The organism is Novosphingobium sp. HNCC26BN242 (assembly GCF_057180525.1).
In genome coordinates this window covers 540,276-556,975 of record NZ_JBXUGM010000002.1, presented here as the reverse complement: position 1 = coordinate 556,975, position 16,700 = coordinate 540,276, and the positions used below count along the sequence as shown (strand labels likewise).

General features: G+C 61.0%; 11 protein-coding genes. 6 read left to right on the top strand and 5 right to left on the bottom strand.

The genetic code is table 11. The annotated features are described in order from the left end of the window. Position 1 precedes the first annotated feature (1 nt). Positions 2-4,174, bottom strand: a complete 4,173-nt coding sequence (gene rpoB / locus AC2A1F_RS10270) for a DNA-directed RNA polymerase subunit beta (protein WP_484208655.1) — start codon at positions 4,172-4,174, stop codon at positions 2-4. Between the two features lie 605 nt (positions 4,175-4,779). Here rpoB and rplJ point away from each other — a divergent pair. The 3 genes from rplJ (at position 4,780) to AC2A1F_RS10255 (ending at position 6,362) form a co-directional block, all read left to right on the top strand. Beyond that, the gene (gene rplJ / locus AC2A1F_RS10265; protein WP_292629681.1) at positions 4,780-5,292 is read left to right on the top strand and encodes a 50S ribosomal protein L10; all 513 of its coding nucleotides are present in this window, start codon (positions 4,780-4,782) and stop codon (positions 5,290-5,292) included. 72 nt (positions 5,293-5,364) lie between these two features. Next, positions 5,365-5,736, top strand: coding sequence for a 50S ribosomal protein L7/L12 (gene rplL / locus AC2A1F_RS10260; protein ID WP_264421051.1), 372 nt, complete (start codon positions 5,365-5,367; stop codon positions 5,734-5,736). Between the two features lie 149 nt (positions 5,737-5,885). Beyond that, positions 5,886-6,362, top strand: a complete 477-nt coding sequence (locus AC2A1F_RS10255; RefSeq protein WP_484208654.1) for a hypothetical protein — start codon at positions 5,886-5,888, stop codon at positions 6,360-6,362. 4 nt (positions 6,363-6,366) lie between these two features. Here AC2A1F_RS10255 and AC2A1F_RS10250 read toward each other — a convergent pair whose 3' ends face one another. Then, on the bottom strand, positions 6,367-7,797 hold the full coding sequence (locus AC2A1F_RS10250) for an ATP-binding protein (protein WP_484208653.1): 1,431 nt from the start codon (positions 7,795-7,797) through the stop codon (positions 6,367-6,369). 169 nt (positions 7,798-7,966) lie between these two features. Between AC2A1F_RS10250 and AC2A1F_RS10245 the strand changes: the two genes are divergently transcribed. The 3 genes from AC2A1F_RS10245 to groL all read left to right on the top strand — a co-directional run bounded on the left by AC2A1F_RS10245 (position 7,967) and on the right by groL (position 11,522). After that, complete coding sequence (locus tag AC2A1F_RS10245) at positions 7,967-9,346, top strand: MATE family efflux transporter (protein ID WP_484208652.1); 1,380 nt, start codon at positions 7,967-7,969, stop codon at positions 9,344-9,346. Positions 9,347-9,490: 144 nt separating this feature from the next. Continuing rightward, complete coding sequence (gene groES / locus AC2A1F_RS10240; RefSeq protein ID WP_231466322.1) at positions 9,491-9,778, top strand: co-chaperone GroES; 288 nt, start codon at positions 9,491-9,493, stop codon at positions 9,776-9,778. A gap of 100 nt (positions 9,779-9,878) precedes the next feature. Further along, on the top strand, positions 9,879-11,522 hold the full coding sequence (gene groL / locus AC2A1F_RS10235; protein WP_292937178.1) for a chaperonin GroEL: 1,644 nt from the start codon (positions 9,879-9,881) through the stop codon (positions 11,520-11,522). 108 nt (positions 11,523-11,630) lie between these two features. Here groL and AC2A1F_RS10230 read toward each other — a convergent pair whose 3' ends face one another. From AC2A1F_RS10230 to AC2A1F_RS10220, 3 genes are all read right to left on the bottom strand, one after another. Further along, the gene (locus AC2A1F_RS10230; protein WP_484208651.1) at positions 11,631-12,149 is read right to left on the bottom strand and encodes a GNAT family N-acetyltransferase; all 519 of its coding nucleotides are present in this window, start codon (positions 12,147-12,149) and stop codon (positions 11,631-11,633) included. Further along, positions 12,146-13,351, bottom strand: a complete 1,206-nt coding sequence (locus AC2A1F_RS10225; protein ID WP_484208650.1) for a DUF445 domain-containing protein — start codon at positions 13,349-13,351, stop codon at positions 12,146-12,148. The genes AC2A1F_RS10230 and AC2A1F_RS10225 overlap by 4 nt, the downstream gene beginning before the upstream one ends. A gap of 104 nt (positions 13,352-13,455) precedes the next feature. Then, the gene (locus tag AC2A1F_RS10220; RefSeq protein ID WP_484208649.1) at positions 13,456-16,686 is read right to left on the bottom strand and encodes an efflux RND transporter permease subunit; all 3,231 of its coding nucleotides are present in this window, start codon (positions 16,684-16,686) and stop codon (positions 13,456-13,458) included. Between the last annotated feature and the right edge of the window lie 14 nt (positions 16,687-16,700).

Genomic DNA, 16,700 nt, shown 5'->3' with positions numbered 1-16,700 from the left:
CTTATTCCGCCGCGATCGCGACGCCGTCGTCCGTATCGTCAATCGACGACAATTCGACGTTGAGGCCGAGCGAGCGCATTTCCTTGACGAGCACGTTGAAGCTTTCGGGAATGCCGGCCTCGAAAGTATCGTCGCCCTTGACGATCGCTTCGTAAACCTTGGTGCGGCCGACCACGTCGTCCGACTTCACCGTAAGCATTTCCTGCAGCGTATAGGCCGCGCCATAGGCCTGGAGTGCCCAGACCTCCATTTCGCCGAAGCGCTGGCCACCGAACTGCGCCTTACCACCCAGCGGCTGCTGCGTGACGAGCGAGTACGGCCCGATGGAACGTGCGTGGATCTTGTCGTCAACAAGGTGATGCAGCTTGAGCACGTACTTCATGCCCACCGTCACCTTGCGGTCGAACGATTCCCCGGTACGCCCGTCGAACAGCGTCACCTGGCCCGATTCATCGAGCCCTGCCAGACGCAGCATGTCGGTAACGTCAGCTTCCACCGCGCCATCGAACACCGGCGAGCCCATCGGCACGCCAAGGCGGACCGACTGGGCGAAGTCGATGATCTGTTCGTCGCTGCGGGCGGCGATTTCGTCGGTGTAGTTGCTGCCATAGATTTCCTGCAGCAGTTCGCGCACCGCTTCGGGTGGCTGGCCAGCTTCTGGGTTCGGGTTGGCTTCGCGCCATGAATCCAGAGCTGCACCGATCCGCTTGCCAAGGCCGCGTGCGGCCCAGCCAAGGTGCGTTTCGAAGATCTGCCCGACGTTCATGCGCGAAGGCACGCCCAGCGGGTTCAGCACGAAGTCCACCGGCGTACCGTCTTCGAGGAACGGCATGTCTTCCTGCGGCAGGATGCGGCTGATGATGCCCTTGTTGCCGTGACGGCCGGCCATCTTGTCGCCCGGCTGCAGCTTACGCTTCACCGCCACAAAGACCTTGACCATCTTGAGCACGCCCGGTGCCAATTCGTCACCGCGCTCCAGCTTCTCCTTGCGGTCTTCGAACTTCTCGCTGATCGCCTTGACCGCCGTATCGTACTGCGCCTTGACCGCTTCCAGCTGCTGCTGGCGCGCATCGTCGGCCACGGCGAACTTCCACCATTCGTAACGCTCGACATCGGCCAGCGTCTGCTCGTCGATGACTTCGCCCTTCTTGATACCCTTCGGTGCTGCAGCCGAAACCTGGCCGATCAGCATGTCCTTCAGGCGGTTGAAGGTGGCGCGGTTGAGAATGGCGCGTTCGTCTTCACGGTCCTTGGCGAGGCGTTCGATTTCCTCGTTCTGGATCGCGCGGGTACGGTCATCGATTTCGATACCGTGGCGGTTGAAAACGCGCACATCAACGATCGTACCGGCAACGCCCGGCGGCAGACGCAGCGAGGTGTCGCGCACGTCACTGGCCTTTTCACCGAAGATCGCACGGAGCAGCTTTTCTTCCGGCGTCATCGGCGATTCACCCTTGGGGGTGATCTTGCCGACGAGGATGTCACCAGGGTGAACTTCTGCACCGATATAAACGATGCCCGCCTCGTCGAGGTTGCGCAGGGCTTCCTCGCCGACGTTGGGAATGTCGCGGGTGATGTCTTCTGGCCCAAGCTTGGTATCGCGGGCCATGACTTCGAACTCCTCGATATGGATCGAGGTGAAGACGTCTTCCTTCACGATGCGTTCGCTGATCAGGATCGAATCTTCGTAGTTGTAGCCATTCCAGGGCATGAACGCGACGAGCACGTTGCGGCCCAGCGCCAGTTCGCCGAACTCGGTCGAAGGACCATCAGCGATGATATCGCCCTTCTCGATCAGATCGCCCACCTTCACCAGCGGGCGCTGGTTGATGCAGGTTGACTGGTTAGAGCGTTCGAACTTCTGCAGGCGATAGATATCGACGCCCGACTGGCCGGGTTCGATATCGCCACTGGCGCGGATCACGATGCGGGTGGCGTCCACCTGATCGACAATGCCCGAACGCAGCGCCGAAATCGCAGCGCCCGAATCGCGCGCTACGGTTTCTTCCATGCCGGTGCCGACGAAAGGCGCATCCGCCTTGATCAGCGGCACGGCCTGACGCTGCATGTTCGAGCCCATGAGCGCGCGGTTTGCGTCGTCGTTTTCCAGGAACGGAATGAGCGAAGCGGCAACCGAAACCAGCTGCTTGGGCGAAACGTCCATCAGCGTAACCTGATCGCGCGGGCTCATCACGAATTCGCCGTTCTGGCGGGCCGAGACAAGTTCGTCAACGAACGAACCGTCAGCCGTCAGTTCAGCCGAAGCCTGCGCAACGGTGTGCTTCTGTTCTTCCATTGCCGACAGATAGATCACGTCACCGGTGACCTTGTTGTCGATCACCTTGCGGTACGGCGTTTCGATGAAGCCATACTTGTTGACGCGGGCAAAGGTGCTGAGCGAGTTGATCAGACCGATGTTCGGGCCTTCGGGCGTTTCAATCGGGCAGATGCGGCCATAGTGCGTGGGGTGAACGTCGCGCACTTCGAAGCCTGCGCGTTCGCGGGTAAGACCGCCTGGCCCCAAGGCCGAAACGCGGCGCTTGTGCGTCACTTCGGACAGCGGGTTGGTCTGGTCCATGAACTGCGACAGCTGCGAGGAGCCGAAGAATTCACGCACTGCTGCCACAGCGGGCTTGGCGTTGATCAGGTCGTTCGGCATAACGGTGGAGACGTCAACCGACGACATGCGCTCCTTCACCGCGCGTTCCATGCGCAGCAGGCCGACGCGGTACTGGTTTTCCAGCAGTTCGCCCACCGAACGCACACGGCGGTTGCCGAGGTTGTCGATGTCGTCGATTTCGCCCTTGCCGTCCTTCAGGTTCACCAATTCCTTGACCACGGCGAGGATATCCTCGGTGCGCAGCGTGGTGATGGTGTCTTCGGCATCAAGGCCCAGACGCATGTTGAGCTTGACGCGGCCCACAGCCGACAGGTCATAGCGGTCACCATCGAAGAACAGGCCGTCAAACAGCGCTTCGGCGGTTTCACGCGTCGGCGGCTCGCCCGGGCGCATGACGCGATAAATATCGGCCAGCGCGTGATCACGATCCGGCGCCTTGTCGGCCTTCAGCGTGTTGCGAATCCACGGCCCGGTCGACACGTGATCGATATCCAGCAGTTCGAGGCTGTCGATCCCGGCCTTGTCGAGCAGATCAAGGTTTTCCGGCGTTACTTCATCACCGGCTTCGATCCAGATGCGGCCCGTCGTCTCATCGATCAGATCGCGCGCAGCGTAGCGGCCAAAGATTTCGTCTGTCGGGATCAGCAGTTCTTCCAGACCGTCCTTCAGCGCCTTGTTGGCAGCGCGCGGGGAAATCTTGGTGCCAGCAGGGAAGATCACCTCACCCGACTTGCCATCGACGATGTCGAACGCAGGCTTGCTGCCGCGCCACTGTTCAAGCACGAACGGCACCTTCCAGCCGCCCTCAGCCCGCTCCCACTTCGCGAGGTCGTAGAAGTGATGCAGGATCTGTTCGTCAGCGAGGCCAAGCGAATGCAGCAGCGCGGTGACCGGCAGCTTGCGCTTGCGGTCGATACGCACGTTGACGATGTCCTTGGCGTCGAATTCAAAATCGAGCCACGAACCGCGATAAGGAATGACGCGGGCAGCAAACAGATACTTGCCCGAGGAGTGGGTCTTGCCACGGTCATGGTCGAACAGCACGCCCGGCGAACGGTGCATCTGCGACACGATCACGCGCTCGGTGCCGTTGATGAAGAAAGTGCCGTTTTCGGTCATGAGCGGGATATCGCCCATGTAAACGTCCTGCTCCTTGATATCGATAAGCGACTTCGTCTCAGTCTCGGAGTCCACTTCGAACGTGGCAAGCTTGAGCGTCACCTTCATCGGCGCAGCATAAGTGATGCCGCGCTGGCGACATTCGTTCACGTCATACTTGGGCGCTTCAAGGACGTAACCGTCCTTTTCCTTGATATCGAGGCTGGCGGTGCCGGCAAAATCCTGGATCGGAAAAACTGACCGCAGCGTCTTTTCCAGGCCCGAAACATAGCCAATCGACGGATCGGAGCGAAGAAACTGCTCGTACGATTCGCGCTGAACTTCGATCAGGTTGGGCATCTGCACGACTTCGTGGATGTTCCCGAAGATCTTGCGGATGCGCTTCTTCACGCCGGGACGGCTGGGAGTCCGGGTAGACGTCGCCAAAGTAGCCATAAAGGTTACGAGCCTCTTCTCAAAAACTGCCGGAAACCCGGCGAAAACTTGCCACGCTGCGGTGATGGCGCCACCCAACAGGAAAAGGCCGCACAGCGCACGGCATCCCGTTTAACGGTAGCCATGGCCCGCAGCCTTTTGCGTCAGATGGTAAGTCCTTTCGCTTCCTTCCGTGGCCATCCCCCGCGCATGGGACAGCCTTGCTCGAAGCTAAGGCAGACAAAGCATATAGGAGCGGCATACTGCGAAGTCAAAGCCTGCGTTGCAAAGGGGGGACATGTCAAATGTGGCTGCGCGGTTGACTCTTTGCCTTGCTTGCCCCATTGGCCCTCCCGGACCGGCATGCAGCGATGCGCGCCGATCATCCGTCCGAGACAGTTGGTGTGCGGGATCTGCCTGCACTTAATTTCCAGCCTAGACGGGGAAAAGAGTTTCAGGCTCCTTCAGGTCCCAAGCCGGACCCATGGTGCCTCTCGCGCACTAAAGCTCCGGCTTTCGGCGCATCTCCTTCCCTTGTCACGGACTCGCCGGTGGTCTTCGGGCCACCGACAAACGTAGCCGATTGTCCGGTTTGTACCGTACAATCACATGTGAAGGAGTTAGGCATGGATCGTTCGCAGAAAGCCGATTCGGTCGCCTTCCTGAGCGGTGTCTTCAACGAGGCCGGCGCGGTGGTCATCACCCGCAACCTCGGCATGACGGTGGCCCAGTCCTCCGCCTTGCGCAACAAGATCCGTGAAGCGGGCGCGACCTACAAGGTTGCGAAGAACAGTCTTGCCAAGCTTGCCATCGCGGGCACCGATTACGAAGGTCTGGGTGATCTGTTCACCGGCCCTACCGCAATCGCAGCGTCCGCCGATCCGATCGCTGCCGCCAAGGCCGTGGTCGAATTCGCCAAGACCACCGACAAGATCGAAATCGTCGGTGGTGCAATGGGAACGCAGGTCCTCAACGAAGCTGGTATCCGGGCGCTTGCCACGATGCCGAGCCTCGATGAACTGCGCGGCACGCTCATCGGCCTCATTCAGGCTCCGGCCACGAAGATCGCCCAGCTCACGACTGCTCCGGCAGCCAAGCTGGCCCGCGTCTTCGGTGCTTACGCCAAGGAAGCCGCATAAGACTGATCGTTCGATTTGCGTCTGCCGCGCCACACGGGCCGGCGGGCACCATTAAATCAGGAGTGAAATACCATGGCTGATATCGCCAATCTCGTTGCCGAACTGTCGAAGCTGACCGTTCTTGAAGCCGCTGATCTTGCCAAGGCTCTCGAAGAAGCATGGGGCGTTTCCGCCGCTGCTGCTGTCGCTGTTGCTGCAGCCCCTGCTGCTGCTGCCGAAGCCGTTGAAGAAAAGACTGAATTTGACGTGATCCTCACCGGCGACGGTGGCAAGAAGATCCAGGTCATCAAGGAAGTCCGTGCCATCACCTCGCTCGGCCTGACCGAAGCCAAGGCCCTTGTCGAAGCAGCTCCGAAGGCTGTGAAGGAAGGCGTGTCGAAGGCTGAAGCAGAAGACATCAAGAAGAAGATCGAAGAAGCCGGCGGCACCGTCGAAATCAAGTAATCTGGCGAAATCCAGTGATCTTCTGAACAAGTTTCGCGGGTGTCTTGAAGCGCCCGCGGATGGGAAAGGCGGGGCTTCGGCTCCGCCTTTTTCGTTTGTGAACAGCCCTCGTCGCCGCCATCGTTGCGTTGCACACGCAGGGAGACATCATGGCTGCCGACATTGAACGCTATCGCCGATTTGCGCAAAGCAGGGTCGAACAGCTTGAGCATGAGGACCAAAGCCTGCGCCGCTGGCTGATCATGGTGCGTGCTGGCAGCTGGCCATTGCAGATCGTCAGCATTGTCTTTCCGGTGGCGGCAGGATCGTTTTCGTTGGCCAATCTCCCTGCCGATTCCACGCTTGTGCCCATGTTCAGCTTTATCGGAGCCGCTGCGGTGGCTCTCAACCGGGGCCTCAATTGCGATGCTTATCTGAGCGCGTACAAGCGAACGACACAGGCCGTCCGCAGCATCATCGAGGATTATGAGTGCATATTGGCGCTGGCCGATGAAAAAGTGGCCGACGCCCTCAAGAAAGCCGAAGCGCGGCTGCATGAACTGCGCGCCACCAGCAACGATGTCCCGCCCCGCCGCCGCAAAATCTTGCAACAGCGCGATGCCTCGACCACTGCATCGTTAACCTGACCGATCAGGCCGGTTCGCCCGCCACCGGCACGGTCACCGTCACTTGCAGCCCGCCACCGGGCGCGCGCGCAAAGGCGAGCCCGCCGCCAAAGCGCTGCAGCAGGCGGTGTGCGGTTGGGATGCCCAAGCCAAACCCGGCGGTATCGCGCGCTCTGGCTTCGTCGATGCGATAAAACGGCGCAAGAATGCGCTCATACTGGTCTTCGGGAATGCCGGGGCCGGAATCGGTGATGATCACCTGCCAGCGGCCTTCACCATCTGGCTGCACGGCAATACGGGCCATGCCAGCATGGTGCACAGCATTCTCGATCAGGGGATGCAGTGCCAGCAGCAGCGGCTCGCGCCAGGTGCGCACCACCGCGCCCGGGGCGGCATCGACCACCACCTTGCCGTGATAAACGCCTTCACCAAGATCGGTTATAGCCAGCCCGAGATCCATGATCGCCGGCTCTGTCGCAATGTGCTGCGCGCGCAAATACTGCTGCAGCGACATCAGCATCGCTTCCATCTCGTGCGTACTTTCGCGCACGAGCCCCGCAATTTCATCATCGTCAATCAGATCGGCGGCAATAGTCACGCGGGACAGCGGCGTGCGCAGATCGTGGCTGATCGCCTCAAACGAGCGGGCCTGATCCTCCATCGTTGCAGCAATGCGCGCCTGCATGCCGTTCATCGATCGGGCCAGCGTGCGCAGATCATCCGGGCCGCTTTCCTGCACCGGCACCACCAAGCCCTGTCCAATCGCGTCAGCCGCATCAGTCAGTTCGCGCAAGGGGCGGGTGATGATCCGCAACGACCACAGCGCCAGCGCAAAGCCGACAACCGCGGTAATCAGCGTCAACACCGTGGCGCGCAACGCTATCGGCCAACCCGAGGTGACATCGAGCGAGCGGAAATTGAGCCAGTGCCCATCACGCAATTGCATCGCGCCCACCAGATTGCCGTAGCCGAACCGCGAAGGCTCAAGCCCCAGCACAAGCCGCTTGCCGGCCAGTGTAGGCTCCCAATGCAGGATATGGCTGCGGATCTCGGCAACAATTTCGTCGCTACTGCCTGAAATGGCGCGCGGTGCATTGGCCAGTTCCACTTCAAGGTGGCTCGTGCTCATCGTGCGGCCGAGGTCATTTGGCGCAATTTCGTGCAGACGGTTGCTAACCACCAGCAGTTCCGCCACGCGCCGGGCGTGATCTTCGCGCAGCGTTTCCTTGTCGATCACATTGTAAAAAGCCATGCTGGCGACGGCCTGAACTGCCGCCAGCACCAGCAAAAGCGTGGCTGCGCGCACCGCAAGACGCGAAAGATTTGGCCCGTGTTGCCAATAGCTTTGCAGGCTGTCGCGCAACTTGCGCCAAGGTCCGCGCCCTCGCGCGTTACCCGTTTCGACTGGAACAGTAGTCCCGCGGGCTTTCAGCACGGAGTCGGCAGCTCTTTCCATGGTTTTTACGCTGTCACTACAGGACAATACGGTCAACAGGCACGGGCACTCGGACATGTTTTGTGACATGCTGCGCACCTTCGGACATGAGCGATTGTGTGGCCAAACATTCTGCCAGCCGGACATTGCGCTTTCTTTGCCGCCGCTCTCAACCTATGCCGCGCCCGCCATGTTCGAGAAACCACCCCTCCGCTGGATCGATGAAATGCGCGCGATGCTGCGGCTTGCCGCGCCGCTGGTTGGTGCAAATCTGCTGCAGATGGCCGTGTTTGCCGTTGATGTAGTGTTCGTGGCGCGGCTCGGGCCTGAGGCACTGGCCGCATCGTCGCTGTCGGTTTCGCTGTTCGGCCTGCTGATCTGGTCGATGAGCGGACTGGTCGGCGCGGCATCACCGCTGATTGCAGCAGAACTGGGCAGCCGCCGCCATGCCGTGCGCGAAGTGCGCCGTACCGTGCGTATGGCCGGTTGGGCTGGCCTGCTGGCAGCTTTCGTGGCCATGGGAGTGTGCCTGCTTGGCGGGCCGCTGATGCGGGTGACCGGGCAAGACCCTGGCGTCATCGCGCGCGCCATTCCGTTTCTGGCAGTGCTAAGCTTCGCCTCCATCCCGGCTGTCATGGCTGCCTTGCTGCGCACCGTAGTGGCCACATTGGGCCGCCCCGGCATTGGCACAGCCATCACCGGCATGGCTGTGGTGGTAAATTCGCTGGGCAACTGGATGCTCGTGTTCGGCAATCTTGGCGCGCCCGAAATGGGCCTGCAGGGTTCAGCCATTTCCAGCGTGATCACCAGCACCGCGATGCTGATCGCGTTCATGCTCGTGATCCGCTGTGACCGGCGCCTGCACCGCTATCGCCTGCTCGGCCGCTGGTGGAAGCCCGAATGGAAGCGCTTTGCCGATGTGCTGCGCATTGGCTTGCCAATCTGCGGCACAATCATTGCCGAGGCTGGCATGTTCAATGGCGCGGCGTTCGTCATGGGCCGGATCGGCGAGGTGGAACTGGCCGCCCACACCGTGGCGCTGCAATTTGCGGCCATCGCGTTTCAGGTGCCGTTCGGCGTGGGTCAGGCAGCCACGATCCGCGTCGGCCTGGCGTTCGGCGCGCGCGACAGTGCGGCAATTGCGCTGGCAGGCAAAGTTGCGACTCAGCTTGGCATCGGGTTCATGGTGATTTCCGCAGGCATCATGCTGGCCTTCCCCGGCCAGCTTCTGCACCTTTATATCGACCCCGCCGCGCCTGAAAATGCGCGCATGGTGCAACTGGCGCTGCAATACATGGTCGTGGCCGCCGCATTCCAGTTGTTCGATGGTGCCCAAGCCGTTGCCGCAGGCATGCTGCGCGGGCTGCAGGACACCCGCTTCCCGATGCTGATTGCGATATTCGGCTATTGGGTGCCGGGCGTTGGCACGGCCTTATGGCTGGGGCTGTTCACATCGGTCGGCGGGCTTGGCGTGTGGATTGGGCTACTGGTCGGGCTGCTGTTCGTCGCTGGGCTGCTGCTGTGGCGGTGGAGTATACGCGCGCGTCTCGGGCTGCTGCCTGCCGGGTAACCGCCGAAACCGTTCATCAGCGTGAAAAGAATCTGCGTCACACCCATTGACGCCCCACTGGCATGCGACCATATCCCGCTCGCTGGCACTCTCCCCCTGAGAGTGCCAAGCCCCATTTTTTAGTATGGAAGAGGGAGAAAACCCATGTCATTCCGTCCGTTGCACGATCGCGTGCTGGTACGCCGCGTCGAAGCCGAGGAAAAGACTGCCGGCGGGATCATCATCCCCGACAGTGCCAAGGAAAAGCCCGCTGAAGGCGAAATCGTCGCCGTTGGCACCGGTGCGCGCGCCGAAAACGGCACGATCACCCCGATGGATGTCAAGGTCGGTGACCGCGTTCTGTTCGGCAAGTGGTCCGGCACCGAAGTCAAGGTTGGCGGGGAAGACCTGCTGATCATGAAGGAATCGGACGTTCTTGGCGTGATCGGCTGATCACCAACCACTGAATATCGCTCCCCCGCGCAGGCGGGGGTCTCAGGCCTGAGGTCCCCGCCTTCGCGGGGACTCGCTGAAATTAGAAGGATTAATCATCATGGCAGCCAAGGACGTAAAGTTCGGCCGCGACGCGCGCGAACGCATTCTGCGCGGCGTCGACATTCTCGCTGACGCAGTCAAGGTTACGCTCGGCCCCAAGGGTCGCAACGTGGTCATCGACAAGAGCTTCGGCGCACCGCGCATCACCAAGGACGGCGTCACCGTCGCCAAGGAAATCGAACTCAAGGACAAGTTCGAAAACATGGGCGCCCAGATGCTGCGCGAAGTGGCTTCGAAGGCCAACGACGCAGCCGGTGACGGCACCACCACCGCCACCGTTCTGGCACAGGCTATCGTTCGTGAAGGCATGACCTCGGTCGCTGCCGGCATGAACCCGATGGACCTGAAGCGCGGCATCGATATCGCTGTCCTCAAGGTCGTCGAAAACCTCAAGGCACGTTCGACCCCGGTAACCGGTTCGGCTGAAATCGCACAGGTTGGCATCATTTCGGCCAATGGCGACGTGGAAGTGGGCGAAAAGATCGCTCAGGCCATGGAAAAGGTCGGCAAGGAAGGCGTGATCACCGTTGAAGAGGCCAAGGGTCTCGAATTCGAACTCGATGTCGTTGAAGGCATGCAGTTCGACCGCGGTTACCTCTCGCCCTACTTCATCACCAACCCTGAGAAGATGACGGTCGAACTCGAAAACCCGTACATCCTGATCCATGAGAAGAAGCTGTCGTCGCTCCAGGCGATGCTGCCGATCCTCGAAGCGGTTGTGCAGTCGGGCCGTCCGCTGCTGATCATCGCCGAAGACATTGAAGGCGAAGCGCTCGCAACGCTCGTTGTCAACAAGCTGCGCGGTGGCCTTAAGATCGCTGCCGTCAAGGCACCGGGCTTTGGTGACCGTCGCAAGGCGATGCTGGGCGATATCGCCACGCTGACCGCTGGTGAAATGATCTCCGAAGACCTCGGCATCAAGCTTGAAACCGTAACCCTCGGCATGCTCGGTCAGGCCAAGAAGGTCACGATCGACAAGGACAACACCACGATTGTCGACGGTGCCGGTTCGGCTGACGAAATCAAGGGCCGCGTTGAGCAGATCCGTGCGCAGATCGAAGTCACCACTTCGGACTACGACCGTGAAAAGCTGCAAGAGCGTCTTGCCAAGCTTGCTGGCGGCGTTGCCGTGATCAAGGTCGGCGGTGCTACCGAAGTAGAAGTGAAGGAGCGCAAGGATCGCGTTGATGACGCGCTTCATGCAACCCGCGCTGCTGTCGAAGAAGGCATCGTCCCCGGTGGCGGTACCGCTCTGCTCTATGCAACCAAGGCTCTCGAAGGCCTCAAGGGTGCAAACGACGACCAGACCAAGGGCATCGACATCGTGCGTCGCGCCATCCAGACGCCGCTGCGCCAGATCGCCACGAACGCTGGCCACGATGGCGCGGTTGTCGCTGGCAACCTGCTGCGCGAAAACGACGAAAATCAGGGCTTCAACGCCTCGACCGACGTTTACGAAAACCTCAAGGCCGCTGGCGTGATCGATCCTACCAAGGTCGTTCGCACCGCGCTTCAGGATGCTGCATCGGTCTCGGGCCTGCTCATCACGACGGAAGCTGCCATCAGCGATCGTCCTGAAGACAAGCCTGCCATGCCCCCGATGGGTGGCGGCATGGGCGGTATGGGCGGCATGGACTTCTAAGTCTAACGCACTTTACGCCAAACACGATCAGGGGCTGGAGGGGAAACCTTCCAGCCCTTTTTCATGATTGGTATTTTGCAGTGTGCGGCAGAGAGTGCGGCGCGGTTGCTACGTCTTGATCCGCTCGAACAGATCAACAGTCGCGCCATCATCAAGCGCATGGTCGGCATAGCGCACAAACCGGAGCTTCTGTGCCAGCCTCATCGATGCGGCATTTTCGGGTTCGATCATGCAGGCAATGCGGTCCTGCCCTTGCGTCTTGTCGAACAAATCCAGCGCGGCGCGCATGCCTTCTTCGGCATAGCCCCGGCCCCAGTGCTCGCGCGCCACGATCCATGCGGCCTCGGCGATATCATCCATCCCTTTGCCGAATCCGCGCAAGCTGTGGAACATGCCAAGCTGGCCAACGAACGCGCCGCTGGCCTTTTCGTGGGCGATAAACATGCCATAGCCATAGAGCTGCCACGATCCCGCCGCCCGCATCGCGCGGCTGAACATTTCGGTGGTCAGATCTTCCGGCTGAGGGCCAAGGAACCGATGCACCGCAGGATCGGCCACCAGATCGCGCAGCAGCAGGTAATCGTCACGCTCCGGCAAGCGCAGCACGAGACGTTCGGTTTCGATCACATCACTACGTCCAGAACGTGCAACAACAAGCCCACCAGTCCGCCAACCAGCGTGCCGTTGATGCGGATGAATTGCAGATCGCGCCCCACCGCGCCCTCGATGCGGTCGGTCACGGTGCGCGCGTCCCAGCGCTTGACGGTTTCAGACACGAGCCGGACGATTTGCGCGCCATAGCGCGTGGCAACGCCCACCATCGTGCGCCGGGCAAAGCGGTTGACCATACGCTGCAGCTGCACATCGCGCTGCAAGGCATGCCCCAGTTCGGCAAGGCTCGCGCCAAATTGCCCGCCGAGTGCGCCCTGCGGATTGCGCACCGTGTGCAACAACCGGGTGCGGCCCCGCTCCCACAAGGCATCCAGCCACCGAGCAAAGGCAGGATTGGCCAGCACTTCGCGCTTCAGCGCTTCAACTTTTGCCCGCGTGGCCGGATCATGCACCAGATCGTGGGCCAGCGTTTGCAATCCATCCTCGATCTTGCGCCGCAAGGGGTGATCGGGGACCACTAGTGTCTCGGCCAGAAGCTTGTACAGTCCGTCAAGAATGCTGTTGGCAAGCTTTTCGTCCAGCCCGGTCCAGCGCAGAATAGCATTGGCTCGCTCATGGATCGTTTCCTGAATCAGCGCCTCATTGGCCTCCAGCGTCTCTGCCGTTTTGCGGATCAGGCTTTCGATCACCGGCATGTGCCGCCCATCAGCGATGGCAGCGCCGAGCAGCTGGCCCAGCAGCGGCGAAAGCTCAAACTTTTCCAGCTGCCCGCGCAGTGCGCCCTTGGCCAAGCCGCCCAGCTTTTCCGGGTCGAGCGATTCAAGAACATCGGCCACCAGCCCCGCCGCGCCATCGCGCAACCGGCTTTCCCCGGTGCGCGGGTCGGCCAGAAATGCCCCCGCCGCAGCCGCCGTGTTGACCGCCGCCATGCGCCGCGCCACCACACCGGGCGTCAGAAAATTGTTCTGCAGGAACGCCGCCATCGTATCGGCGATGCGGTCCTTGTTTTCGGGAATGATTGCGGTGTGCGGGATGGGCAGGCCAAGCGGATGGCGGAATAGGGCCGTTACCGCAAACCAGTCTGCCAAGCCGCCCACCATCGCTGCTTCGGCAAAGGCGCGGATATAGCCGACCGCTGGGTGCAGCCCTTCATACTGCCGTGTCACGATATAGACTGCCGCCATCGCCAGTAGCAGGCAGGTGGCCACGATGCGCATGCGCCTGGCTCGATCAACTAAGGGCAGCGCGCGCCTCAACCTAAAGCGGCCAGCAAGGCTGTTGGCAGCAGCTGTAGTTTCGACAGGTTCAGGGCGATCAGCGGTCACTCCGCTGGGAATGCCTCGTGCTCCGGTTCGTTCCTGCGCGCAGCAACGGGTGCTGCATGCGCCGGGCCATGATGCGCCCCGGCAGGTGCAGGTTCAATAGCAGCCACAGGCTCATGGCCCAGCACGTGCCGCGCCAGCCATGGGCCAATCCGCTTTTCCAGACCATCAGCGAGGCTGAACCCGGCAGGCACGATCAGCAGCGTCAGCGCCGTGGACAGTGTCAGCCCGCCGATCACGACAATACCCATCGGTGCGCGCCAGCCGCCATCGCCGCCGATCGAAACCGCCGTCGGGATCATGCCGGCAACCATAGCCACGGTGGTCATGATGATCGGCTGCGCACGCTTGTGACCGGCCTCGGTGATCGCCTCAAGCTTGGCCTTGCCCGTCGCCATTTCCTCAATCGCAAAGTCGATCAGCAGGATCGAGTTCTTGGCCACAATGCCGAACAACATCAGTATACCGATAAACACTGGCAACGACAGCGACTGCCCCACGATCCAGATCGCAATCAGGCCGCCCAGCGGAGCGAGGAACAGCGATCCCATGTTGACCAGCGGCGATATGAAGCGCCGATAGAGCAGCACCAGCACCGAGAACACGAGCAGAATCCCTGCGGCCACGGCTATGACGAAGTTGTCCAGCATCTCTTGCTGGAACTTGTCTTCGCCCGCCGCCGTGTTTGAAACACCTTGCGGCAGGTTCTTCATGACCGGCAGCTTCATGATGGCTGCCATGGCATCGCCCTTGACCACGCCGGGCTGCAAGTCGGCCCCCACAAACACGCGGCGGCTCTGATTGTAACGCTGGATTTGTGTCGGCCCAGATCCGAACCCGATTTCCGCAACGCGCGATAGCGGCACCGATCCTCCGCCAGCAGTAGGCACTGGCAGATTTTCGATCACCGACAGATCGCGCCGCGATTCCTCGGGCAGCTTGACGCGGATCGGCACCTGCCGGTCTGACAGCGAGAACTTCGCGCTGTTCTGATCAATCTCACCCTGCGTGGCGATACGGATGACCTGACTGAGCGCCTGCGTTGTGATGCCAAGGTTTGCGGCCAGATCGAGCCGGGGCTTGATGATCACTTCAGGCCGGCGCAAATCGGCACTGATACGTGGCGCAACCACCGAAGGCAGCGTGCTCATCTGATCGACCAGGGTCTGCGCGGTGTTCTGCAACAGGTCTGGATTGGACCCGGCGAGCATGATGCTGATCGGTCGGCCCGATCCGCCGCCCGGACCGCCCGGACCCTGCGCCTGAAAATTCACGCGAACATCGGAAATCTTCTGCAGTTGCGGCGTCAGTTCGCGTTCGAACACAAGGCTGGTGCGCTCGCGATCCTTGCGCAAGTTGACGTAAATGTTCGCTTTGGCTTCGCGCACAGAGGCAAGCTGCGATTCCACTTCCTTCTGGCTGCCGATCAGCGCCACGATCTCGGCCACCTTGCGCTCAGTCTGTTGCAAGGTGGTGCCGGGCACCATCTCGATCGTGACCGTGCTCTCATCGCTGTCGGTGTCGGGGAAGAACTGCGACGGGATCACGAAGAACATGGCCAATGTCATCAGCAGCGCGACAAAGCCGACGCCCATCATCCACAACCGATGGTCGTGCAGTCGCGCCATGAAACGGCGGCGTGGGTGCTGTGCGCGATAGGCCTTGGCCTTCGAGGTATCGAGCGACCAGCTCAACACCTTCATGTATTTGTCCATCCATGGCCCGCCGCCATGCTCAGCCTCGCCATGCGCTTTCAGGAAATATGCGGCCACCATCGGCGTGATCATGCGCGCAACCAGCAGCGAGAACATCACCGAGATCACCACGGTCATGCCAAAGTTCTTGAAGAACTGTCCCGAAACGCCGGGCATCAGAGCCACAGGGAAGAACACCGCGACGATCGAGAATGTGGTTGCCACCACGGCAAGGCCGATTTCGTCAGCGGCGTCAATTGAGGCCTGATAGGCGCTTTTGCCCATGCGCATGTGGCGCACGATGTTCTCGATCTCCACAATTGCATCGTCAACCAGCACGCCCGCCACGAGCCCCAAGGCCAGCAGCGACATCTGGTTGAGCGTGAAGCCCATCAGATCGAGCACCCAGAACGTGGGGATCGATGAAAGCGGGATGGCGATGGCCGAAACGATTGTCGCGCGCCAATCACGCAGAAAGAAGAACACCACGATCACCGCCAGCACGGCGCCTTCGACCATGGCATTCATCGACGAGCGGTATTGATCCTGTGTGTAAGTCACCGAGGTGAACAACAGCTCGAAATGGATCTTGCCGCCCTGCTCCGCCTCGATCTTCTTCATCTCCTCCAGCGCGCCTTCATAGACGGACACGTCGGATTCGCCGCGCGCGCGCGACATGGAGAAAGTGACGACCGGCTTGCCATTGAACTTGGCGACAGACGTCAGCTCGCTGTACGCATCGCGAACGTCTGCCACATCGGCAAGGCGCACGGTGCGATTACCGGTGATCTGGATTTCGGTCTGCGAAAGATCGAAGGCCGATTTGGCGTTGCCCAGCACGCGCACGGACTGGCGTGACCCGGCAACCTCAGTACGGCCACCTGCCGCATTGATGTTCACCTGACGCAGCGCGGCGTTGACCTGGCTTGCAGTCACACCCATCGCGTTCATCTTGGCCGGATCAAGCGTAACTGCAATCTCGCGGTTCACCCCGCCAGACCGGCTCACTTCGGCCATGCCCGGCACGGTCAGCAAGCGCTTGGCAATCGTATCGTCGATGAACCACGAGAGCTGTTCCAGCGTCATGTCATCGGCGGCAACCGCGAAGTAGGCAATGGGGTTCGACGATGTTTCGACCTTGAACACCTGCGGCTCAAGAATGCCCTCGGGCAGATCAGACCGGATCTGGTCAACCTGATTCTTGACCTCGTTGACCGCGGCGTTGATGTCCTGCCCGATCTTGAACTGGACTTGCGTCTGGCTGCTGCCTTCTGACGCGGTCGAAGTCAGCGTATCGACACCGGCAATCGAGCGCACGGCCGATTCCACACGCTGGGTAATCTGGTTCTCGATTTCGGTCGGCGCGGCCCCCGGTTGCGATATCTGCACGATGACCACCGGAAACTCGATATCCGGCGTATCCTGCACCTTCATCTGCATGAACGAGACCAGCCCTGCCAGCGTCAGCCCGATGAACAGGACAATCGGCACCACCGGGTTGCGGATGCACCAGGCTGAAATGTTCTGGAAGTTCATGGCATATCCCTACT

Bases quoted from the DNA above. Each gene is read 5' to 3' on its own strand.
- rpoB (WP_484208655.1), bottom strand. From the start codon at position 4,174: ATGGCTACTTTGGCGACGTCTACCCGGACTCCCAGCCGTCCCGGCGTG.
- rplJ (WP_292629681.1), top strand. From the start codon at position 4,780: ATGGATCGTTCGCAGAAAGCCGATTCGGTCGCCTTCCTGAGCGGTGTC.
- rplL (WP_264421051.1), top strand. From the start codon at position 5,365: ATGGCTGATATCGCCAATCTCGTTGCCGAACTGTCGAAGCTGACCGTT.
- AC2A1F_RS10255 (WP_484208654.1), top strand. From the start codon at position 5,886: ATGGCTGCCGACATTGAACGCTATCGCCGATTTGCGCAAAGCAGGGTC.
- AC2A1F_RS10250 (WP_484208653.1), bottom strand. From the start codon at position 7,797: ATGGAAAGAGCTGCCGACTCCGTGCTGAAAGCCCGCGGGACTACTGTT.
- AC2A1F_RS10245 (WP_484208652.1), top strand. From the start codon at position 7,967: ATGTTCGAGAAACCACCCCTCCGCTGGATCGATGAAATGCGCGCGATG.
- groES (WP_231466322.1), top strand. From the start codon at position 9,491: ATGTCATTCCGTCCGTTGCACGATCGCGTGCTGGTACGCCGCGTCGAA.
- groL (WP_292937178.1), top strand. From the start codon at position 9,879: ATGGCAGCCAAGGACGTAAAGTTCGGCCGCGACGCGCGCGAACGCATT.
- AC2A1F_RS10225 (WP_484208650.1), bottom strand. From the start codon at position 13,351: ATGCGCATCGTGGCCACCTGCCTGCTACTGGCGATGGCGGCAGTCTAT.
- AC2A1F_RS10220 (WP_484208649.1), bottom strand. From the start codon at position 16,686: ATGAACTTCCAGAACATTTCAGCCTGGTGCATCCGCAACCCGGTGGTG.